Annotated in this window: 20 protein-coding genes; 12 read left to right on the top strand and 8 right to left on the bottom strand. The window is 63.9% G+C overall.

The features are described from left to right. Positions 1-142 precede the first annotated feature (142 nt). On the top strand, positions 143-832 hold the full coding sequence (locus DNK49_RS17650) for a helix-turn-helix transcriptional regulator (protein ID WP_110527539.1): 690 nt from the start codon (positions 143-145) through the stop codon (positions 830-832). A 64-nt stretch (positions 833-896) separates the two neighbouring features. On the opposite strand, the gene DNK49_RS17645 is transcribed toward DNK49_RS17650, so the two are convergent. Continuing rightward, positions 897-2144, bottom strand: a complete 1248-nt coding sequence (locus DNK49_RS17645) for an NYN domain-containing protein (RefSeq protein WP_110527536.1) — start codon at positions 2142-2144, stop codon at positions 897-899. A gap of 445 nt (positions 2145-2589) precedes the next feature. On the opposite strand from DNK49_RS17645, the gene DNK49_RS17640 reads away from it, so the two are divergent. The 3 genes from DNK49_RS17640 to DNK49_RS17630 all read left to right on the top strand — a co-directional run bounded on the left by DNK49_RS17640 (position 2590) and on the right by DNK49_RS17630 (position 7080). Beyond that, positions 2590-4197, top strand: a complete 1608-nt coding sequence (locus DNK49_RS17640) for a carboxyl transferase domain-containing protein (RefSeq protein ID WP_110527785.1) — start codon at positions 2590-2592, stop codon at positions 4195-4197. A 20-nt stretch (positions 4198-4217) separates the two neighbouring features. Continuing rightward, positions 4218-5009, top strand: coding sequence for an enoyl-CoA hydratase/isomerase family protein (locus tag DNK49_RS17635; RefSeq protein WP_110527533.1), 792 nt, complete (start codon positions 4218-4220; stop codon positions 5007-5009). A gap of 67 nt (positions 5010-5076) precedes the next feature. Beyond that, a complete protein-coding gene (locus tag DNK49_RS17630; protein WP_110527530.1) occupies positions 5077-7080 on the top strand; it encodes an acetyl/propionyl/methylcrotonyl-CoA carboxylase subunit alpha in 2004 nt (667 codons plus the stop codon). 98 nt (positions 7081-7178) lie between these two features. On the opposite strand, the gene DNK49_RS17625 is transcribed toward DNK49_RS17630, so the two are convergent. Then, complete coding sequence (locus tag DNK49_RS17625; RefSeq protein WP_207807025.1) at positions 7179-7514, bottom strand: hypothetical protein; 336 nt, start codon at positions 7512-7514, stop codon at positions 7179-7181. A gap of 107 nt (positions 7515-7621) precedes the next feature. Then, positions 7622-8224, bottom strand: a complete 603-nt coding sequence (locus DNK49_RS17620; protein WP_110527527.1) for a peptidoglycan recognition protein family protein — start codon at positions 8222-8224, stop codon at positions 7622-7624. 172 nt (positions 8225-8396) lie between these two features. Here DNK49_RS17620 and DNK49_RS17615 point away from each other — a divergent pair, with 172 nt between their 5' ends. The 8 genes from DNK49_RS17615 (at position 8397) to DNK49_RS17580 (ending at position 14098) form a co-directional block, all read left to right on the top strand. Further along, positions 8397-9329, top strand: a complete 933-nt coding sequence (locus tag DNK49_RS17615; protein WP_110527524.1) for a hydroxymethylglutaryl-CoA lyase — start codon at positions 8397-8399, stop codon at positions 9327-9329. Between the two features lie 17 nt (positions 9330-9346). Beyond that, on the top strand, positions 9347-9547 hold the full coding sequence (locus DNK49_RS17610; protein ID WP_110527522.1) for a DUF1289 domain-containing protein: 201 nt from the start codon (positions 9347-9349) through the stop codon (positions 9545-9547). Continuing rightward, positions 9544-9729 (top strand): DUF1289 domain-containing protein, encoded by a 186-nt coding sequence (locus tag DNK49_RS17605; RefSeq protein ID WP_110527519.1) that lies wholly within the window; start codon positions 9544-9546, stop codon positions 9727-9729. Before DNK49_RS17610 ends, DNK49_RS17605 begins: the two co-directional genes overlap by 4 nt. Continuing rightward, positions 9726-10646, top strand: a complete 921-nt coding sequence (locus DNK49_RS17600; protein ID WP_110527515.1) for an MBL fold metallo-hydrolase — start codon at positions 9726-9728, stop codon at positions 10644-10646. Before DNK49_RS17605 ends, DNK49_RS17600 begins: the two co-directional genes overlap by 4 nt. A 127-nt stretch (positions 10647-10773) precedes the next feature. Beyond that, complete coding sequence (locus DNK49_RS17595; RefSeq protein WP_110527782.1) at positions 10774-12234, top strand: alanine/glycine:cation symporter family protein; 1461 nt, start codon at positions 10774-10776, stop codon at positions 12232-12234. An 82-nt stretch (positions 12235-12316) separates the two neighbouring features. Next, positions 12317-13189 carry an RNase adapter RapZ gene (gene rapZ / locus DNK49_RS17590; RefSeq protein ID WP_110527512.1) on the top strand — a complete coding sequence of 291 codons (873 nt, stop codon included), beginning with the start codon at positions 12317-12319 and terminating at the stop codon, positions 13187-13189. Next, on the top strand, positions 13186-13575 hold the full coding sequence (locus DNK49_RS17585; RefSeq protein WP_243632429.1) for a NusG domain II-containing protein: 390 nt from the start codon (positions 13186-13188) through the stop codon (positions 13573-13575). The genes rapZ and DNK49_RS17585 overlap by 4 nt, the downstream gene beginning before the upstream one ends. Continuing rightward, a complete protein-coding gene (locus tag DNK49_RS17580) occupies positions 13556-14098 on the top strand; it encodes a Gx transporter family protein (RefSeq protein WP_207807024.1) in 543 nt (180 codons plus the stop codon). The genes DNK49_RS17585 and DNK49_RS17580 overlap by 20 nt, the downstream gene beginning before the upstream one ends. A gap of 230 nt (positions 14099-14328) precedes the next feature. Here the strand turns inward: DNK49_RS17580 and DNK49_RS17575 are convergent, their stop codons facing one another. The 5 genes from DNK49_RS17575 to DNK49_RS17555 form a co-directional block, all read right to left on the bottom strand. Further along, positions 14329-15411: a protein-glutamate methylesterase/protein-glutamine glutaminase gene (locus DNK49_RS17575; RefSeq protein ID WP_110527509.1), complete on the bottom strand. Its 1083-nt coding sequence runs from the start codon at positions 15409-15411 to the stop codon at positions 14329-14331. 23 nt (positions 15412-15434) lie between these two features. After that, positions 15435-16259, bottom strand: a complete 825-nt coding sequence (locus DNK49_RS17570) for a CheR family methyltransferase (RefSeq protein WP_211164036.1) — start codon at positions 16257-16259, stop codon at positions 15435-15437. A 12-nt stretch (positions 16260-16271) separates the two neighbouring features. Continuing rightward, positions 16272-16859: a chemotaxis protein CheD gene (locus tag DNK49_RS17565; RefSeq protein ID WP_110527506.1), complete on the bottom strand. Its 588-nt coding sequence runs from the start codon at positions 16857-16859 to the stop codon at positions 16272-16274. Beyond that, a complete protein-coding gene (locus DNK49_RS17560; protein ID WP_110527769.1) occupies positions 16856-19225 on the bottom strand; it encodes a HAMP domain-containing methyl-accepting chemotaxis protein in 2370 nt (789 codons plus the stop codon). Before DNK49_RS17560 ends, DNK49_RS17565 begins: the two co-directional genes overlap by 4 nt. A 119-nt stretch (positions 19226-19344) precedes the next feature. Beyond that, on the bottom strand, positions 19345-20435 hold a 1091-nt coding region (locus DNK49_RS17555; RefSeq protein ID WP_243632428.1), incomplete at its 5' end, for a methyl-accepting chemotaxis protein.

Below are 20435 nucleotides of genomic sequence, written 5' to 3'. Positions count from 1 at the left end.
GGCTCCTGAAAGATGTCCGCTGCCGGATGCAGCGGATAGGTGCATTGTCTGCACCCCCTCCTGACAGCATGGTGTCAGCAGACCTTCCGCGGCCTGTAGGGCCGCGTGCTAAGGTGAGACATCTGTCATTGCTTCATCACCCATGCGCCCCGCTGACCGTCTTTTTCAGATCATCCTCATGTTGCGTCATGGACGCGTGCTGACGGCGCGGGCCTTGGCGGATGCGTTGGATGTTTCCGAGCGCACCATCTACCGCGACGTGGCTGATCTGATCGGTGCCGGTGCGCCAATCGACGGCGAGGCAGGGGTCGGCTACCGTTTGCGTCGCGGTTACCAGGTGCCGCCGCTGATGTTTGCCGGAGATGAACTAGAAGCGCTGGTTGTTGGCGCCAAGCTTGTTCAAGCCTACGGTGACCCTGCCTTGGGCAAAGCTGCCGCTCAGGCCATGGCGCGCATCGAGGCAGTGCTGCCGCGAGCGCTGGAAGCGCGTATCGCCGGCAGTGAGTTGCGCTTCTGCGCCCCAGACTGCCTGCAGCCCGCACCATTGCGTGAGCCGATGACCTTGCTGCGCGAAGGCATGGAGAAAGGGATGAAGCTACAGGTGCGTTACCGCCGTGAAGATGGAGAAGTGTCGCAGCGCACCCTATGGCCCTTGGGGCTCGTGTTCTGGGGGCGCTGCTGGACCTTGGGTGCGTGGTGCGAATTGCGGCAGGGGTTTCGTACCTTCCGCGTTGACAGGATCGACTCGGTTACGGTGGGTCGTGAGCACTTCGACGACCGGCATGGACACCTCTGGCGACAGTACCTGGCGGAGGCGAAGGGCGATGGATGAGCTTCGCGCATTCCCTGACGGATGGCATGCGCCATCTGTCAGGGATGGTGCGAATCGGCTTGACCTACCTGCTTCCGATCCAGTCCCGAATGGCCTTGTCTGTCGCTTCGTCCAGGATGAGTTGCTCCCGCAGGCAGAGCGAGCGTACGTTGTTGGCGAGTTTCCGGGCCAGGGTGGCGGCGTCGTTGGGGCCATCGTCGAAGGCGTGGCCGCGCATGATCATGCCGCGCAGCACATGATTGACATCGGCACGGCTGACCGGTTGGCCGGATTCCTTGCAGCGGTCGCGCACGCGCTTGCCGGTTTCAATCAGGCTGAATGGATGTTCGGCGACGTCGCTGGCAATGGCTGCGATCAGCTTGCGGTATCTGTCTGGTGTCAACAGCGGGACATCGGTCACATCGTGAATTTGCTTGGCGATCCTGTACAGGCTCAGGTCGGCCCATTCGTCGGCTGCCGAGGTGGGGTGTGTGGCGCTGCCGCCTGATTGGCCGGGGTCGTAGGCGACCCCGCCGGAGTCGCGCCAATCGAAGGCGATCGGACTGAGGTCGAGTGTCTCGACGAAGCGGCGGAAGGTGCCCTTGCCACCCCAATCCGCGGCGAGGCTGCTGTCCAGGTTGATCAGCAGGGCGGCCAGACGGGCGCAGGGTACGGGGTAGGCCGTTCTGGCGATTTCGCCCTTGATCGCTTCGACCAGTGTGTCCTGCGGTACAGCGACGCTTCCGTTGCTGTCGTTTGCGGTGGGCGGTGCTGGCTGGGCATGCTGCAGCGGGTCGAGAATCGTGCCGCTTTCGTCGAAGCTGAGCGCGTTGCGTACGAAGTCGTCCTGGTCGATCAGCAGGTCGGCCGAGGCACGGTAGGCCGCGGACGGAAAGCCGATGGCCAGCACCGTGGTGCGTCGATCCCAGCGCCGCAGCTTGCGCAGCACCGGTGTGAAGTCGGCATCGGCCGAAAACACGATGAACTCGTCGTAATGGGTTTCGTGCTGCAGCAGGTCGACGATATCCAGCACCATGTGAATGTCGGTACTGGTCTTGCCCTCGCTGGTCAGTGCCGGGCAGTCGATGATCTCGAAACCGGCAAGATTGAACGAGGGCCGAAAACGCTGATAAGCCTGTGGATTCAGGTAGCAGCGGCGGACCAGCACCCGGCGCCTGGCGCCCGGGGGGACAGGCTCCGGCAGTTCGAGCGACCGGATCAGCCAGTTCATCCACACCGTAGGGTTGCGGGCAAACTGGTCGGCCGTTTCCTGATCAAGGCGGCGCAGGCCGGAGTAGACGTTGTCGAAATCGACGAAGAGGGCACTTTTCATGGCGGATTATGTGGCCTTCAGTCATCTACCTCGCCTTACCGGGGCGGGCAGCTTCGGTTGTTGGCTGGCGTCACGGCCAGCAGGGGGCAAACCATGGATTATCCTTGTTTATCTGCGGTTCGACGAATGGCTTGATCGCGGGGGCTGTCGATGGCGTCTGTCTGGTGGTGTAACGCGACGGCGTGCCTCGTGGTTCGATGCTGGCCGCCGCGCCTCTTGAGGCGGGGGGCGTGTTCTGCAGCGTGTCGAAAAGTCCGGGGCCTGCTGCTGTTGCCGATCGTGAGCATGATTGGCACGATCGGCAACCCCCTTGTCCCTCCTTGTTTCCCACGTACCGCTAGTCTTCGCTCATCAGCAAGCAGACAGGGCAAGCCTGGTCCGCTGGCGTTGATTCCGGCCGATGGTGGCCGGAATCGCTGCGCAAACCAACAAGGGACGGGGAGACATGAGCACCATCAAGTCCAGCATCAATACCCGCGCGGCCGATTTTCAGGCCAACGCTGCCAGCCTGCGCGCAATGGTCGAGGATCTGCGTGCCAAGGCGGCTGAGGTGTCGCTCGGCGGTGGCGAGGCGGCGCGCGCCAAGCACACTGCGCGTGGCAAGTTGCTGCCGCGCGATCGCGTTGATCATCTGCTCGATCCCGGTACGCCTTTCCTTGAGGTCGGGCAGCTTGCCGCGCAAGGCATGTACGACAACGAGGCGCCGTCGGCCGGGGTCATCACCGGCATCGGCCGGGTGCAAGGGGTGGAGTGCATGATCGTGGCCAACGATGCCACGGTGAAGGGGGGCACCTACTACCCGATGACGGTCAAGAAGCACTTGCGCGCGCAGGAGATTGCCGAGCAGAACAACCTGCCCTGCGTCTATCTGGTGGATTCCGGCGGCGCCTTCCTGCCGCGTCAGGACGAGGTCTTTCCGGATCGCGATCACTTCGGCCGCATCTTCTACAACCAGGCCAACATGTCCGCCAAGGGCATCCCGCAGATCGCGGTGGTGATGGGGTCATGCACGGCGGGGGGGGCCTATGTTCCGGCCATGTCGGACGAGACCATCATCGTCAGGAATCAGGGCACCATCTTCCTTGGGGGGCCGCCGCTGGTGAAGGCGGCCACTGGCGAGGTCGTGAGCGCCGAGGATCTTGGTGGTGGCGATGTGCACACGCGCCTGTCCGGCGTGGCCGACCACCTTGCCGAGAGCGACGCCCATGCCTTGTATCTGGCACGTCGCATCGTCTCGAATCTCAATCGGGTCAAGCCGGTCAATCTGGCGCTGGGTCAGGGCGAGGCGCCGCTGTACGACCCGGAAGAGATCTACGGCATCATTCCCAGCGACACCCGCAAGCCCTTCGATGTGCGCGAAATCATTGCCCGTGTCGTCGATGGCTCGCGCTTCGACGAGTTCAAGGCGCGCTACGGCACCACGCTGGTGTGTGGTTTTGCCCAGCTCTACGGCATGCCGGTGGGGATTGTTGCCAACAACGGCATCCTGTTCGGCGAGTCGGCGCAGAAGGGGGCCCACTTCATCGAGTTGTGCGGTCAGCGCGGTATTCCGCTGCTGTTCCTGCAGAACATCACCGGCTTCATGGTCGGGCGCAAGTACGAGAACGGCGGCATCGCCAAGGATGGGGCCAAGATGGTCACCGCGGTCGCCACCGTTCAGGTGCCCAAGATCACCACGCTGATCGGTGGCAGTTTTGGCGCCGGCAACTACGGCATGTGCGGCCGCGCCTACTCGCCGCGCTTCCTGTGGATGTGGCCGAATGCGCGCATCAGCGTGATGGGGGGCGAGCAGGCGGCCAGCGTGCTGGCCACCGTGCGTCGTGACGGCATCGAGGCCAAGGGGGGCAGCTGGAGCAAGGACGACGAAGACGCCTTCAAGGCGCCGATCCGCGAGCAGTACGAAGTGCAGGGTCATCCCTACTACGCTACCGCGCGCTTGTGGGACGACGGTGTGATCGACCCGGCACAGACCCGTCGTACGCTGGGTTTGAGTCTGTCTGCCGCGTTGAATGCGCCGATTGCGCCGACCCGCTTCGGCGTGTTCCGGATGTAAGGGTGCGAGGAGACGACGACATGTACGAAACCCTTGAGATCCTGCGCGACGCAGGTGTGGCCACCGTGTGGATGAACCGCCCCGAGGTGCACAACGCCTTCAACGCACAACTGATTGCCGACCTGACCGCCGCCTGCCGTGCGCTGGATGGCGACGACAGCGTACGAGTGGTGGTGCTGGCCGGGCGTGGCAAGAGCTTCTCTGCCGGCGCCGACCTCAACTGGATGAAGGCCGCGGGCGAGGCCAGCGAGGCCGACAACTTCGCCGACGCGATGAAGCTTGCCGGCATGCTGCGGACGCTGGCCGAAATGAACAAGCCGACCATTGCCCGGGTGCATGGTGCGGCGCTGGGTGGCGGCATGGGGCTGGCGTCGGCCTGCGACATCTGTGTGGCGGCCGAGCGGGCGGTGTTCGCGACCTCCGAGGTCAAGTTCGGCATCATCCCGGCGGCAATCAGTCCTTATGTGATCCGCGCCATCGGCGAGCGTCAGGCCTACCGCTACTTTCAGACGGCCGAGCGCATTGATGCCCTGCGCGCTGCAGCGATCGGGCTGGTGCATGAAGTGGTGGCCGACGAGGCCGCGCTTGATACCGAAGTGGCTGCCGTGGTCGGTGCCCTGCTGCAGGGCGGGCCAAGGTCGCAGGCCGCGGCCAAGGATCTGATCCGCGCCGTGGCCAACCGTCCGGTCAGCGATACGGTGGTTGAGGATACGGCGCGCCGCATCTCCAGTCTGCGTGCCACACCCGAGGCGCGCGAAGGACTTGACGCTTTCCTTGCCAAGCGGCCAGCGGCCTGGGTGCCGCAGGAATAGGGGCAGGGCCGAACCCTCGCATCCTGATGCCCGAGAACAACACAGTCGTGGTTGGAGACGTATAGCAATGTTCAACAAGATCCTGGTTGCAAACCGCGGAGAGATTGCCTGCCGCGTCATCAAGACGGCCCGGCGTATGGGTATCCGTACCGTGGCGGTGTATTCCGACGCTGATGCCAATGCCCGCCATGTGCGTCTGGCCGACGAGGCGGTGGCGATCGGGCCGGCGGCCGCGCGCGAGAGCTATCTTGTGATCGACAAGATCATTGCCGCGGCCAAGGCGACCGGCGCTCAGGCCATTCACCCGGGCTACGGTTTCCTGTCCGAGAACGAGGATTTCTGCGAGGCTTGCGAGCGCGAGGGGCTGGTGTTCATCGGCCCGCCGGTGTCGGCCATCCGCGCAATGGGCTCGAAGTCCGAGGCCAAGAAGTTGATGGAGGCGGCCCGTGTCCCGCTGACCCCGGGTTATCACGGCGACAATCAGGACCCCGCCTACCTGCATCAGCAGGCCGATGCGATCGGCTACCCGGTGCTGATCAAGGCGGCTGCCGGTGGCGGTGGCAAGGGCATGCGCCTGGTCGAGCAGTCCGCCGATTTCATTGATGCGCTGGCCTCGTGCAAGCGTGAAGCCAGTTCGAGTTTCGGCGACGATCACGTGCTGGTGGAGAAGTACATCACCCGGCCGCGCCACATCGAGATTCAGGTATTCGGCGACACCCAGGGCAATGTGGTGTACCTGTTCGAGCGCGACTGCTCGGTGCAGCGCCGTCACCAGAAGGTGCTGGAAGAGGCCCCCGCACCCGGCATGACGCCCGAGCGTCGCGCAGCGATGGGCCAGGCCGCGGTCGAAGCGGCGCGGGCAGTGGGCTACGTGGGTGCCGGCACGGTGGAGTTCATTGCCAACCAGGACGGCAGCTTCTATTTCATGGAGATGAACACCCGGCTGCAGGTCGAACATCCGGTCACCGAGATGATCACCGGCCTGGATCTGGTCGAGTGGCAACTGCGGGTGGCGTCTGGCGAACCGCTGCCGCTGGCTCAGGAGCAGTTGCAGATCCGTGGCCACGCGCTGGAAGCGCGCATCTATGCCGAAGACCCGGCCAAGGGCTTCCTGCCGTCCACCGGGCAACTGGTGCATCTGGCGCCGCCTGCCGAGGGCCTGCATGTGCGGGTCGATACCGGGGTGGAAGAGGGCGACGAGATCAGCCCGCACTATGACCCGATGATTGCCAAGCTCATCGTCTGGGACATCAACCGTGACCGCGCCCTGGCCCGCATGCTGCAGGCGCTGGCCGACTATCGTGTCGTGGGCGTTGCGAACAATATCGACTTCTTGTCACGGCTCACTGCCTGCCCGGCTTTCGCAGGCGCAGACCTCGATACCGGGCTGATCGAGCGCGAAAGGACCTATCTGTTTCCGGAAGGCGAGACGGTGCCGGATGAGGTCTTCCACATCGCCGCGCTGGCCGAGTTGCTGCGTGAGCGCGAGCGTGCCCTCAGGTTCGCGTCGCGGGGTAGCGATCCGCTGTCGCCGTGGCATGCCCGCGATGGCTGGCGGCTCAATGCCACGACGCGGCGCAATCTGATGTTCCGGGTCGGGGAGGTTGAGCGTTCGGTCACCGTGGCCTATCTGGGCGATGGCTACCAGCTGACGGTGGAGGGCCGCAGCGTGATGGCGCGTGGCGAGCTGAATCCGCGCGGCCTGCTGCGCGTCGAACTTGACGGTACCCGCATGGATGCGACCGTGATCGCGGCGGCTGGCCGCCGGCATGTGTTTGCCCAGGGGCGTGCGTGGCAGCTGGCCGCAGTGGATCCCCTGCATCACGGTGGCGATGGTGGTGGCGCAGAGGGCGGTCTGCTTGCGCCGATGCCGGGCAAGGTGATTGCACTGGTGGCAGCGGTCGGCGCCAAGGTGGAGAAAGGCGCACCACTGCTGATCCTGGAGGCGATGAAGATGGAGCACACCATTACTGCGCCTGTAGCAGGGACGGTAAAGGCTTTCCGCTTTGCGGTAGGCGATCAGGTGGGTGATGGTGCTGAGCTGGTTGAGCTGGAGAAGGTGTCTGGCTAAGTGTCCAGTCGATTATGCAAATGGGCCTCCGCTAGACGCGAAGCACTTGACCGCTACGAGTGTCGAGTTTCGGGCGCCAGCACGGCTCAAACCTAAACCTATTTGACCAACAGGTCGCTACAGTCGTCGCAGGCGAAATACCACTCGTGTGGCGTGGCGCCGTCGCAGTGGATGAAGCCGGTCGCAGCCGCGCTGATGCGCCAATCGCAAAGTTGACCATCCGCTCTAAGCGTGCCTTCTACGAAGCAGGGTGCGGTCGGGTAGTTGTCTTCAACTTCTGCACGACTCAGAGTGCGAGCTCGTTGGAAGAAGGCCAGTGCGTCGGAATGGCTCAGGGCCACGTCGGCGGTGGTGCAGGCTTCAGGTTCGAGGGAACGGAAGTCCTTGATGAAAACCTCGCTCAGGGACGGTAGTGTGCTGTCGATGGGCAACATGCTTGCGCAGCCGCTGAGGAACAGCGTCAGGCCTAAGGCAATGGTGGGTGTTACCGAGGTTGCTTGCCTGAGGCCCGCTGGAGGATGAGCCTGTTTGGATGACGTCGCTACCATCTCGCCCCCGCGGCCTCACCCGGGTTCTTGTAGGAGATCGCGGGGTGGCGGAAGGTGTCATCGGCCCCGATTGAGAAGGAGTCATAGAGTGCGTCGAGCAGCCAACGTAGCGACGCATTCTGTGCGGAAGTTACCATCTCGAAGCTCTTGTCATCGATGTGGCGGCCAACCAGTTCGATGCCTAGTGAGTCGCTGTTGACAGGGAAGCGATCGGGATAGGGTTTCTGTCGTTCTATGCGGTCGATTTCATTGATCCGGGCCGACCAGCCCAGGGCCTTGATTTTGGCCAAGTTAGGGTCGGAACAGGAGTTTGGGGTGAGTTCCAGGCAGCGCGACTTAATCAGCCTTCCGACGTGATAACAACGCTTGAGCAGGCTAGCGGTCTGGTAAATCCGGCCGTCCTTGTCGATCAGGAAGTGGGCACCGTTTCCACCAGACAGGTAGGCGTTAAAGGTGGACTCCGCGGTCGGAGAGTCGGTCTGGTGCACCACGATAGCTTTGACGCCATCGAGTGTTCCGTGTTCGATGACACGAAACCGGCGCAGAAAGACGTGCACGTGCTTGATCATTCCTTCGAAGTCAATGCTGATCGTCATAGGCTGAGCGTAAGATGAATGGCGCGTGGATGACAAGGCAGATACCTGGTAGGCGAGTTTTTTGCACCGGGGCTGGCCGACTTCGACGTATAGCCTGGATGCATAATTTTTTTATGGTAACAGCATTGTTGCCTGTTTGTCGTGCAGCGCTTTTATGCAGGAGGGGTTAGAGATGACAGCAATGCCGAACAGGGTGAAGATCGTCGAGGTCGGGCCACGCGACGGCTTGCAGAACGAAAAGGTCTTGGTTCCAGCCGACACCAAGGTCGAACTGATCCGCAGGCTGGCCGCGGCCGGCTTGAGATCGATCGAGGCCACGTCCTTCGTGTCGCCCAAGTGGGTGCCGCAGATGGGGGACAACGCCGAGGTGCTGGGCCGGGTATTGGCCGGCTCAGCGTCTGGTGTCGACTATCCGGTACTCACGCCCAACCTGAAGGGCTTCGAAGCTGCGCTGGCGGCGGGGGCCAGGGAGGTGGCGGTGTTCGGTGCCGCGTCCGAATCCTTCAGCCAGAAGAACATCAATTGCTCGATTGCCGAATCGCTGGCGCGTTTTCGCCCCGTTACCGAAGCGGCGCAGGCTGCCGGGGTGCGAGTGCGTGGTTATGTGTCCTGTGTGGTGGGGTGTCCTTACGAAGGCGAGATTGATCCGGTCAAGGTGGCCGAGGTGGCAGAAACCCTGATTTCGATGGGGTGTTATGAAGTCTCGCTCGGCGATACCATCGGGTCTGGCAACCCGACAAGCGTGCAGCGCATGCTTGAGGCCGTGATGAAGCGGGTCGCGGTAGCGCGTCTGGCCGGGCATTACCACGACACTTATGGCATGGCAGTCGCCAACATTCATGCCTCCCTGCAGATGGGCGTCGCGGTGTTCGATGCCTCGATTGGTGGTCTGGGCGGTTGCCCTTATGCGGCAGGTGCATCCGGCAATGTGGCGACCGAGGATGTAGTCTGGTTGCTGCACGGCATGGGAATCGAGACCGGTGTCGATCTCGATGGCCTGGTGGACATCGCCGCGTGGATCAGCGCGCAACTTGGACGCGAACCCGCCTCCCGGGTCGCACGGGCGGTACTGGCCAAACGGGCCAAGGCCGTATTGAACGAATAGACGACGGACGACAGGACATGAGCGTGACTTCCCCCTGCATCAACATCTGCCGGATGGATCCGGATACGGGCTGGTGCGAGGGCTGTCAGCGCAGCATTGCCGAAATCACCTGCTGGAGCCGGGCGAGCGACGACGACAAGCGCGTCATTCTGGCCGCGGTCGCCGAGCGTCGCGAGCTGCTCGGTCTCGCGCCACTGGCGTCGGAGGCTGCAGCATGAGCAGCGATGCGCTCTGTGTCGGGGTGTGCATGATCGACTGGGACGCCGGCGTGTGCCTGGGCTGCGGGCGCACGGCCGACGAGATCAACGGCATCCCCACGCCGGCACCCGCCGACGACACGCCCGCACCCGTGCCCTTGCCACCCAATGTTGCCGCTCAAGTCGGCGAGGGCAGCGATTGAGCGCCGCGCTTCGTTTTCCGGCCAGCATCCGGGTTTTTGAGCGGGGCTGGCTGTCGGCCAACAATATCCTGCTGCTCGATGGCGATGAAGCCACGCTGATCGATTCCGGCTATGTCAGCCATGCGGCGCAAACGGTGGAGCTGGTGCGTGCCGGGCTCGATGGACGGCGCTTGCGACAGTTGATCAATACCCATTCCCACTCTGATCATATCGGCGGCAATGCGTCGCTGGCACGCGCGTTTGCCTGCGATATCGTGGTGCCGGCCGGCATGGTCGCCGCGGTGGAGGCGTGGGACGAGGATGCGCTGTTGCTGCGGACAGCGGCGCAATCCGGCGACCGCTTCGTGGCGAGCCGCGGGCTGGAGGCGGGTGACCGTTTCCTTGGGGGGGAGCTGGAGTGGCAGGCGCTGGCAGTGCCCGGGCATGATATGGACGCGCTCGCCTACTACAACCCGGAGCGTCGTATCCTGATCTCTGGTGACGCGTTGTGGCGCGACGGTTTCGGCATCCTGTTTGCCGACGTGCTCGGTACGGGCGATGGCCTGGGCGCGGCACGACGCACGCTGGAGGCGATCGGCCGGCTGGCGGTGGATGCGGTGATCCCCGGACATGGGGCGCCCTTCTCTGATTTCGATGCTGCACTGGAGCGCGCCTTCGCCCGCCTGCGCGCGTTCGAGGACGATGGTGCGCGGATGGCGCGCAATGCAATCCGTGCCTGCATGAGCTTTTCGCTGATGGATGTCCGCAGTATGGCGCTCGATGACTTGCCGGCCCACCTGCAGGCCGTGCCGCTGTACCGTGAGGCCAATGAACGCTTCCTCGGCCTGTCGGCCGATGCCCTGGCCAGCTGGCTGGTCGGCGAGCTGGAGCGGGCCGGCATGGCGTATCGCGACGGCCCGCTCTTGCGCGCGCGCTGAGCGCATGCCCCCGATTTTCTTCGGGGCTCTTCGAGGACGGGGCTGGATTAAGTGGTTTCCGAGTGTCCGCCTTTGTCACGTGCGTTTTACAATCGGGCGTTTCGACGAAGATGAAGGGCGCCCGGCCATGGAACAGTGGGTCAATGCAATCAATGCCTGGGTGTGGAGTCCGGCGCTGGTCTATCTTTGCCTGGCGGTTGGCCTGTTCTTTTCCTTGCGTACGCGCTTCCTGCAGGTGCGGCATTTTCGTGAGATGGTGCGGCAGATGTTTCAGGGCCGTAGCTCCGACGCCGGGGTGTCGTCCTTCCAGGCACTGACCATTGCGCTGTCCGGCCGCGTCGGTACCGGGAACATCGCCGGGGTGGCAACGGCGATTGCCTTTGGTGGCCCGGGTGCGGTGTTCTGGATGTGGATGGTGGCTTTTCTCGGTGCCTCGACTGCCTATATCGAGTCCACGCTGGGGCAGATCTACAAGACCAAGTATCGGGGCCTGTATCGCGGTGGCCCGGCTTATTACATCGAGACCGGCCTGGGCTGGCGCAGCTACGCCATTGTGTTTGCCGTGGCGACCGTGCTGGCCAATGGCCTGTTGCTGCCTGGGGTGCAGACCAACAGTATCGCAGCAGCGATGAACAATGCCTTCGGTGTTGACCAGGCGGTGACGGGCACGATCATCGTGATCCTGCTCGGGCTGATCGTGTTCGGTGGGGTGCGGCGCATTGCCCAGGTGACACAGGTGGTGGTGCCTTTCATGGCGCTGGGCTACATCCTGGCCGCCTGCGTGGTGGTCGCACTCAACATCGAGAAGTTGCCCGCAGTGATCGGTCTGATCCTGTCCTCGGCCTTCGGCATCGAGGCAGGCTTTGGCGCGATGATCGGACTGGCGATCCAGTGGGGGGTGAAGCGCGGTGTGTACTCCAACGAGGCGGGGCAGGGCTCTGGCCCGCATGCTGCTGCTGCGGCCGAGGTGCCCCACCCCGCGGCGCAGGGTTTGGTACAGGCCTTCTCCGTATATGTGGATACGCTGTTCGTGTGCTCGGCGACCGCCTTCATGATCCTGATCGCCGGCACCTACAATGTCACCGGGGCGGATGGGGCGCCGGTGTTCACCGGCCTGGCCGGTATCGCGGTCGGCACTGGCTACACTCAGGCCGCGATGGAGTCGGTGTTGCCGGGCTTTGGCAGTGTCTTCGTGGCTGTCGCGCTGTTCTTCTTCGCCTTCACGACGGTGCTGGCCTACTACTACATCGCCGAGACCAACCTGGCCTATCTGATGCGCAACGCCCACTCCGAGTTGCTGCTGTTTCTGCTGCGGGTGGCCCTGATTGCGTCGGCGCTCTACGGATGCGTACGTACCAGCGATCTGGCCTGGGGGCTGGGCGATATCGGCGTGGGGATCATGGCCTGGCTCAACATCGTCGCCATCCTGTTCCTGCAGAAGCCCGCCTTGCTGGCGCTAAAGGATTACGAAGCGCAGCGTAAGCAGGGTCGACTGCAGCCTCAGTTCGATCCGCGCCCGCTGCGGATCGAGAAGGCCGATCTCTGGGTGCAACAGGCTGAGCGCCTGCGCAATGGGCGCGGTGATTGAGTACGCGCTTGAGCGAGAAAAGATCACAAGTTTCCCGTATGCTTGCCGTTACCGTTAGCCATTCTCATTCATTTCAGCGCTCATGCAGATCGTACTGATCAGTGGTCTCTCTGGCTCGGGCAAGAGCATTGCGATCAAGGTGCTCGAAGACGCGGGCTATTTCGTTGTGGATAACCTGCCGGCAACCCTGTTGCCGCAGTTGGTGGCGACGCTGCATGGCAGCGGCTATCAGCGGGTTGCCGTGGCAGTGGACGTGCGTTCGGGTTCCAGCATCGCAGCCTTGCCGCAGCAACTGGACAACCTGCGGGGCATTGTCGATGACTTGCGCTTCATCTTTCTCGAAGCGCGTGACGACACCTTGATTGCGCGCTTCTCCGAGACCCGACGGCGCCATCCTCTGGCCGAGGAGGGGGTGTCGCTGGAAGAGGCGATCCACCGCGAGCGCGACGCGCTCGATGCCATCTCCGGGCTGGGGCACCGTATAGACACCAGCGACATGCATCCCAATACGCTGCGGACCTGGGTCAAGGACTTCATTCAGGCCGAGGCCGGCGGTGGGCTGACGCTGATGTTCCAGTCCTTTGGCTTCAAGTACGGTATTCCGATGGATGCCGATCTGGTGTTCGACGTACGCTGCCTGCCCAATCCTCACTATGATCCGCGACTGCGTCCGCTGACCGGCCGTGATCAGCCGGTAATCGAGTTTCTCGAGAAGATTCCCGAGGTGGGTCGTATGGCAGAAGATATTCGTCGTTTCGTTGCGAACTGGTTGCCGAGTTACATGCGCGACAACCGCAGCTACCTGACCGTGGCCATTGGCTGTACCGGGGGACAGCATCGGTCGGTGTATCTGGCCGAGTGGTTGGCCCAGCGCTTCCAGGGCAGTGCTCAGGTGCTGGTCCGGCACCGGTCGGCGGCGCGGCGTGACGCCGACCGGGCCGCGCACGCCAAGTGATCGATCGCTTCGCCGGCTGGCGCGAGTTGGTCAGGCCCGGTGACTGGCTGATCGTACTGGCAGGCTTTGCGGTGTGTATCTATGCCGCTTTGCATCTGTGGTCCGCAGGTGCGCCGGATGGCGCGGTGGTGCGTGCGGGGGGCAGGGTGGTGGCCGAGGTCGACCTGACGCGGTCACGTCGCATCGAGGTGCCAGGGCCGCTGGGTACGACGTATATCGAGATCGAGCCCGGGCGAGCCCGGGTTGCCGCCGATCCGGGGCCGCGCCAGTATTGCGTACGCCAGGGCTGGCTGGACCGCGCGGGTGCGGTGGCGATCTGCGCACCCAACGAGGTCAGCCTGACCCTGACTGGCCGGGGAGGCGATTATGACTCGCTCAACTATTGAGCTCACCCCGACTGCGGAAGATCAGCGCATCGCCCGCCATGCCGCTGCCGCGATCGTGCTGACGGTCGCCGAGGCGGCCATTCCCCTGCCCTTGCCCGGGGTCAAGCCCGGTCTGGCCAATATTGTCACCCTGGTCGTGCTGGCGCGCTGGGGCTGGCGTGATGCTGCATGGGTGTCCCTGCTGCGGGTACTGGCGGGCAGCCTGTTGCTGGGGCAGTTTCTGGCGCCGGGTTTCTTTCTCAGTCTGTCCGGGGCGATTGCCAGCCTGGTGATGCTGGGCCTGGCGATGCATCTGCCGAGACGGTGGTTTGGGCCGGTCAGTCACAGCATCCTCGCGGCCTTCGCCCATATCGGGGCACAACTGGTGGTAGCGCGGGTGTGGCTGGTGCCGCACGATGGGGTGTTCTATCTGACGCCGGTGTTTGCGGCAGCGGCTGTTGTGTTTGGCTTGATCAATGGCCTGATCGCAGGGAGACTATTGCAGGAAATGGACCGGCGGGCGGCTGAGGGGGCAAAGGGCTGAGGCTGGCGGGGCGACGGGGTGCTTACCCGCTGCGTCCATGACGGGGGTAGACGTTCGCGGTCTTCGGCTTCCCGTTGATTGAGGCACTGCGGCGGCGCCGGCGCAAACTCGGTCGCTACGCGACCTCAAACATGCGCCGCCTTGTTTCCGTCGCAGCACCTCAATCAACGGCGCTCTCGACAGCCCCCGTCATGGACGCAGCGGCGCACCCCGTCGCCCCGCCAGCCTCCTCAGTCCCGGCACGCCTGCAGGAGGGCGCCGGGGATACGGTCCAGCGGCAGCACCGTGTCTACCGCGCCCAGCCGGATCGCCTCTTTCGGCATACCGAAGACCACGCAGGTGGATTCGTCCTCGGCAAAGGTGCGCGCGCCCGCATCGTGCATCTCTTTCAGTCCGCGAGCGCCGTCGTCGCCCATGCCGGTCATGATCACGCCCAGCGCATTGCGGCCGGCGAACTTGGCGCAGGATCGGAACAGCACATCCACCGACGGACGATGGCGGTTGACCAGTGGACCATCAACAATCTCGACGGTGTACTGCGCACCACTGCGCGCCAGCAACATGTGGCGGCCGCCGGGCGCAATAAGCACCCGGCCGGGTACGACCCGATCGCCATGGGCGGCCTCGCGGACTTCAAGCTCGCACAAGCTGTTGAGGCGCTCGGCAAACATCGCGGTGAAGCGTTCCGGCATGTGCTGAACCACGACAATGCCGGGGCACACCGCCGGCAGCCGGGTGAGCACTGCCTCCAGCGCTTGTGTGCCGCCCGTCGAGGTGCCGATGGCGATGATGCGGTCGGTTGTCCGTACCATTGCCGCACCACTGCCCAGGCCACTGCTGATGACGGCGTCGGCGGAGAGCTTGGGCGGAGGTGCCGCTGCCAGCACCCGGCCACCCAGACGTGAGGCGTTGGCCCGTGCGGCCGATCTGACAGCTTGAATGACATCATTGCCGCTGTCTTCCAGGAACTGCTTGACCCCCATCCTGGGCTTGGTGATCACTGCGACGGCACCTGCGGACAGGGCGTTCATGGTGGCTTCGGCGCCGCGTTCGGCCAGCGATGAGCAGATCACCACTGGCGTGGGGCGTTCGCTCATCAGCTTGCGCAGGAAGGTCAGCCCGTCCATGCGTGGCATTTCGATGTCGAGCACGATCACGTCCGGCCAGTCGGATTCCATCCGGCGCATGGCGAACAGGGGGTCAGCGACTGCGGCGATCACTTCGATGCCGGGGTCGCGGACGAGAGTCTGACTGATGACCTGGCGGACGACAGCCGAGTCGTCCACGATCATGACCTTGATCTTGTTGTTCATTCCCGATTGTCTGTGGGGGCGGGTCAGCGGGCGTAAGCCGGACGCCGGTAAAGCGTCGGGCGGACCGCGACCAGATCATCGCACAGACCGTTGAGGGTTTCCGAGTGGCCAACGACGAAATAACCGTCGTCACGCAGATGAGGCAGCATGTTGGCGACGACTTTGCGCTTGGTGTCGTTGTCGAAGTAGATCATCACATTGCGCAGGAAAATCACGTCGAATTCGCCCAGGTCACGTGCCTCCAGCGCGATCAGGTTGAGCTGGCGAAAGCTGACGCGCTCGCGCAACTGAGGGTTGATCAACAAGGTACCGGCCTGCTCGCGCACGCCTTTCAGGCAGTATTTGCGCAGCAGTTCGGGCGGGATGCCGCTGGCGCGCTCCATCGGATAGTGGCCGATCTCCGCACGCTCCAGCACGGTCATGCTGATGTCCGAACCGACGACTTCCCACGAGGCGCGCATCCCCAGGGTTTCGGCCAGCACCATGGCCATGGTGTAGGCTTCCTCGCCCGATGAGCTCGCACCACTCCAGATGCGGAAGTGCGAACCACGACGGCTGGCGGCAATGTCGCGCAGCAGGTCGAAGTGTGCCGGCTCGCGGAAGAAATAGGTCTCGTTGGTGGTCAGCAGATCCACCATCATCTGGAGTTCCAGCGCGTGCTCGCCGCTGGCCAGCATGCGGTAATAGTCGCCGAAACTGTTCAGGCCGTAATGACGCAGGCGGCGCGACAGGCGGCCCACCAGCAGCACCTTCTTGCTGTCCGCCAGGTTGATGCCGGCCAGGCGGTAGATCAGGCGCTGAAACAGCGCAAATTCCTTGTTCGAAATGTCGGGATTGTCGATGCTCATGAGAGATTGTCGTCAGAACAGCTCGACATTGGACTTGGGCGGCTTGCGGCGCAGGGATTCGGCGTAGGCGGCTTCCTCGCGGGCGATTTCCTGGGCGGTGGGTTGGGTGGTGGCCATCTTGCGGCAGTAGGCGTCACCAATGGCCGGCACGAACAGAACCTTGCGTGACCAGGGGCCGAGGAAGTCAGACGCAACCAGCGGGATGCGCTCGCGCTCCAGCCATTCACGGGCGAACTCGACGTTGCGCACGCCGATGTTGGATGAGGCCGAGCCGGTCAGGATGGTGCCGCCACCGAAGGCCTTGGCCTTCAGGCGATGGCGGGCTGCACCCTGTGCGACCATGGCATTGATCAGCACTTCCATCGCGTAGTCGCCAGACAGCACCGTGTCGACATCGTCATTGGCACCGCGGCGCATGTTGGGCAGCATGAAGTGATTCATGCCGCCCAGGCGGGTTGCCTCGTCATACAGGCAGACGGCGACGCAGGAGCCCAGCAGGGTGGCCATCGGGCGCTCGCGCTCGACCGACCAGCCGCCGGGGGCGATGTTGATCGAGCGGCGCTCGATTTCCTGCGGCGATAGTGCGTCCCAGTCGGTCATCCTCGCCTCTTGGCGGTGTGCTCGCTGATGGTGAAGAATCCCATCAGCTCCTGCAGTTGCCCGGCCTGCCCGCCCAGTTCCTCGGCGGTGGCGGCGAGCTCTTCGGAGGCGGAGGCGTTCTGCTGGGTGGCCTTGTTGAGCTGTCCCATGGCGTTGTTGATCTGGACGACGCCGGCCGATTGCTCCTGACTGGCCGAGGCGATCTCCTGGACCAGATCGGAGGTCTTGCGGATGGAGGGGACGATCTCGCCGAGCAGGGAACCGGCGCGTTCGGCCAGATTGACCGAAGTGCCGGCGAGCTGGCCAATCTCCTGCGCGGCGACCTGGCTGCGTTCGGCCAGCTTGCGCACCTCGGCGGCGACCACGGCGAAGCCCTTGCCGTGCTCGCCGGCACGGGCGGCCTCGATGGCGGCGTTCAGCGCGAGCAGATTGGTCTGGTAGGCGATGTCGTCGATGATGCCGATCTTGCCGGCGATGTTCTTCATCGCCTCGACGGTGGAGCCGACGGCCTGTCCGCCTTCGGCGGCCTCGGTGGCAGCCTTGGTGGCCATGCCATCGGTGACCTTGGCGTTGTCGGAGTTCTGGTTGATCGAGGCACTCATCTGCTCGATGCTGGCCGAGGTCTCCTCGACGCTGGCCGCCTGCTCGGACGAGGACTGGGACAGGCTCTGGGCGGTGGCCGAGACCTGTCCGGCGGCATTCGAGAGCGCATCGGCGGCGGTGCGGACCTGCTCGATGATTTCGGCGAGCTTGTTCAGCGAATCGTTGACCGCGTTCTGCAGAACCTCGAAATCTCCCGCGTAACGGGCATCGATCTTCTGTGTCAGATCGCCTTCGCTCAAGGCGACCATGACGCGCTTGACCTCGTTGATCGGCGCGATGACGGCATCGAGGGTGTGATTGACGCCCTCGACGATCTTGCGATAGTCGCCCTGGTGGCGGCTGGCGTCGGCGCGGGTGTCGAGACGACCCTCGACCGCGGCCTGCGACAGCATGACGGCGTCGGCGATCAGCGCATTGACCGCTTCGATGGCGGTGTTGAGGTTGTTCTTGAGGGTGTTGAAGTCGCCGTTGTAGCTGTCGGTGATGCGCGGCGGGATGGCGCCCTTGGCGATGCGGTCGACATAGTCGGCGGCGACGTTGAGCGGGCCGATGACGGCATCGAGCGTGTCATTGACGCCCTGGACGATGCGCTGGTAGTCGCCCTGGTGACGGCTGGCATCGGCGCGGGTGGCGAGCTTGCCCTCGACGGCGGCCCGGGACAGCATGACGGCGTCGGCGACCAGGGCGTTGATGGCGTCGATGGCGGTGTTGAGGTTGTTCTTGATGGCGTTGAAGTCGCCGTTGTAGTTGTCGGTGATGCGCGGCGGGATGGCGCCCTTGGCGATACGGTCGACGTAGTCGGCGGCGACGTTGAGCGGGCCGATGACGGCATCGAGGGTGGCATTGACGCCTTCGACGATCTTGCGATAGTCGCCCTGGTGACGGCTGGCGTCGGCGCGGGTGGCCAGCTTGCCCTCGACCGCGGCCTGCGACAGCAGGTTGGCGTCGCTGACCATGCTGGCCACCGCGTGTTGCAGCGTCTGCATGGACTGCACCATCCCGGCGATCTCGTCTTTGCCCTTCACTTCGAGCTTCAGCGTGAAGTCACCCTGGGCCATCCGGCTGATGTCTTCCATTGCGCCGCGCACCCCGCCGCTGATGCTGCGGGTCAGCAGCATTCCGAAGATCAGCCCGAAGGCGACGACGATTGCACCCAGTACCAGCAGGGTGTTGCGGGTCGTGCTGTATTCGTTCTGCGCGGTCCGGTACATACCGAGGGCGGATTCGCTCAGATGCGTGCGCAGCGCATCTCCGGCCTTGTCGGTGTCGGCATACAAGGGGTTGATACGGCTGAGCAGCAGACGGTTGGTCTGATCAAAGGCACCGTTGCCGAGCAGCTGGAGTGCCGGCTGAACACCTTCGTCCAGCAGTTGCTGCAACTTGTTGTGGAAGTCCCGCCCCAGTTGGCGGGCGTTGTCGTCGAGCAACTGGGGTTCGATCGTGCGCCAGGCGACATTCACCGTCTCTCGCAGACGGGCGATGCCGTCGGTATGCAACGATAGCGGGTGATTGTGCAGGCTGACGAAACTGCTGGCAGGGTCGTGCTGTAGCGACAGCAGGATCTGGCTGCGGATCTCGCTGACGGCCGTGCTGATTTCCCCCATCTGTGCAGTGGGCAGGAGCTTTTCTTCGTACTGCTGGCGGAGGTGCTCGTTGCTGACCACCAGGGCCTGCAGTCCGAGCATGATGGAAAGGCCGATGGCGATGAGCATCGCAAACACCAGCATCAACAGGCGGGTACCAATCTTGAGTTGGTTCAACATGGTATTCATCTCGGTTGTTCGATCACGATCCGTGTCCGGATCGTGACGAAAGGGACCATGCCCCCAGGCGGGAGCCGTTCACGGTGACTGGCTATCGTGTGTCATGGGCCTTGAGCGCATCAGAATTTTTCAAAATCGGATTCGGAGAAACTGACCGGCTTCCGAACCTGGACGCGGCGCGCAGGCGCCGGGCTGCGCGGCTGCTCATTGGCGGAGCGGGGCTGGGTAGCCTGGTGCACAGTTGGGGCCTGATCGACGGTAAAGAACTCCATCAGCTCCTGCAGTTGCCCGGCCTGTCCGCCCAGTTCCTCGGCGGTGGCGGCGAGCTCTTCGGAGGCGGAGGCGTTCTGCTGGGTAGCCTTGTTGAGCTGTCCCATGGCGTTGTTGATCTGGACGACGCCGGCCGATTGCTCCTGACTGGCCGAGGCGATCTCCTGGACCAGATCGGAGGTCTTGCGGATGGAGGGGACGATCTCGCCGAGCAGGGAACCGGCGCGTTCGGCCAGATTGACCGAGGTGCCGGCGAGCTGGCCAATCTCCTGCGCGGCGACCTGGCTGCGTTCGGCCAGCTTGCGCACCTCGGCGGCGACCACGGCGAAGCCCTTGCCGTGCTCGCCGGCACGGGCGGCCTCGATGGCGGCGTTCAGTGCGAGCAGATTGGTCTGGTAGGCGATGTCGTCGATGATGCCGATCTTGCCGGCGATGTTCTTCATCGCCTCGACGGTGGAGCCGACGGCCTGTCCGCCTTCGGCGGCCTCGGTGGCAGCCTTGGTGGCCATGCCGTCGGTGACCTTGGCATTGTCGGTGTTCTGGTTGATCGAGGCGCTCATCTGCTCGATGCTGGCCGAGGTCTCCTCGACGCTGGCGGCTTGTTCGCTGGCAGCCTGGGACAAACTCTGGGCGGTTGAGGAGACCTGCCCTGCGGCATTCGAGAGCGCATCGGCGGCGGTACGGACCTGCTCGATGATTTCGGCGAGCTTGTTCAGCGAATCGTTGACCGCGTTCTGCAGAACCTCGAAATCTCCCGCGTAACGGGCATCGATCTTCTGTGTCAGATCGCCTTCGCTCAAGGCGACCATGACACGCTTGACCTCGTTGATCGGCGCGATGACGGCATCGAGGGTGTGATTGACGCCCTCGACGATCTTGCGATAGTCGCCCTGGTGGCGGCTGGCGTCGGCGCGGGTGTCGAGACGACCCTCGACCGCGG

Origin of the sequence: Parazoarcus communis SWub3 = DSM 12120, from assembly GCF_003226565.1 — a bacterium.
In the GTDB taxonomy this organism is placed as follows: Bacteria; Pseudomonadota; Gammaproteobacteria; order Burkholderiales; family Rhodocyclaceae; genus Parazoarcus; species Parazoarcus communis.
The sequence above is the reverse complement of the archived record's forward strand: the minus strand, read 5'-3'. Positions and strand labels throughout refer to the sequence as shown.

Bases quoted from the DNA above. Each gene is read 5' to 3' on its own strand.
- DNK49_RS17575 (WP_110527509.1), bottom strand. From the start codon at position 15,411: ATGAACAACAAGATCAAGGTCATGATCGTGGACGACTCGGCTGTCGTC.
- rapZ (WP_110527512.1), top strand. From the start codon at position 12,317: ATGCAGATCGTACTGATCAGTGGTCTCTCTGGCTCGGGCAAGAGCATT.
- DNK49_RS17595 (WP_110527782.1), top strand. From the start codon at position 10,774: ATGGAACAGTGGGTCAATGCAATCAATGCCTGGGTGTGGAGTCCGGCG.
- DNK49_RS17610 (WP_110527522.1), top strand. From the start codon at position 9,347: ATGAGCGTGACTTCCCCCTGCATCAACATCTGCCGGATGGATCCGGAT.
- DNK49_RS17565 (WP_110527506.1), bottom strand. From the start codon at position 16,859: ATGACCGACTGGGACGCACTATCGCCGCAGGAAATCGAGCGCCGCTCG.
- DNK49_RS17605 (WP_110527519.1), top strand. From the start codon at position 9,544: ATGAGCAGCGATGCGCTCTGTGTCGGGGTGTGCATGATCGACTGGGAC.
- DNK49_RS17615 (WP_110527524.1), top strand. From the start codon at position 8,397: ATGACAGCAATGCCGAACAGGGTGAAGATCGTCGAGGTCGGGCCACGC.
- DNK49_RS17630 (WP_110527530.1), top strand. From the start codon at position 5,077: ATGTTCAACAAGATCCTGGTTGCAAACCGCGGAGAGATTGCCTGCCGC.
- DNK49_RS17580 (WP_207807024.1), top strand. From the start codon at position 13,556: ATGACTCGCTCAACTATTGAGCTCACCCCGACTGCGGAAGATCAGCGC.
- DNK49_RS17625 (WP_207807025.1), bottom strand. From the start codon at position 7,514: ATGTTGCCCATCGACAGCACACTACCGTCCCTGAGCGAGGTTTTCATC.
- DNK49_RS17635 (WP_110527533.1), top strand. From the start codon at position 4,218: ATGTACGAAACCCTTGAGATCCTGCGCGACGCAGGTGTGGCCACCGTG.
- DNK49_RS17640 (WP_110527785.1), top strand. From the start codon at position 2,590: ATGAGCACCATCAAGTCCAGCATCAATACCCGCGCGGCCGATTTTCAG.
- DNK49_RS17650 (WP_110527539.1), top strand. From the start codon at position 143: ATGCGCCCCGCTGACCGTCTTTTTCAGATCATCCTCATGTTGCGTCAT.
- DNK49_RS17645 (WP_110527536.1), bottom strand. From the start codon at position 2,144: ATGAAAAGTGCCCTCTTCGTCGATTTCGACAACGTCTACTCCGGCCTG.
- DNK49_RS17620 (WP_110527527.1), bottom strand. From the start codon at position 8,224: ATGACGATCAGCATTGACTTCGAAGGAATGATCAAGCACGTGCACGTC.
- DNK49_RS17560 (WP_110527769.1), bottom strand. From the start codon at position 19,225: ATGTTGAACCAACTCAAGATTGGTACCCGCCTGTTGATGCTGGTGTTT.
- DNK49_RS17570 (WP_211164036.1), bottom strand. From the start codon at position 16,259: ATGAGCATCGACAATCCCGACATTTCGAACAAGGAATTTGCGCTGTTT.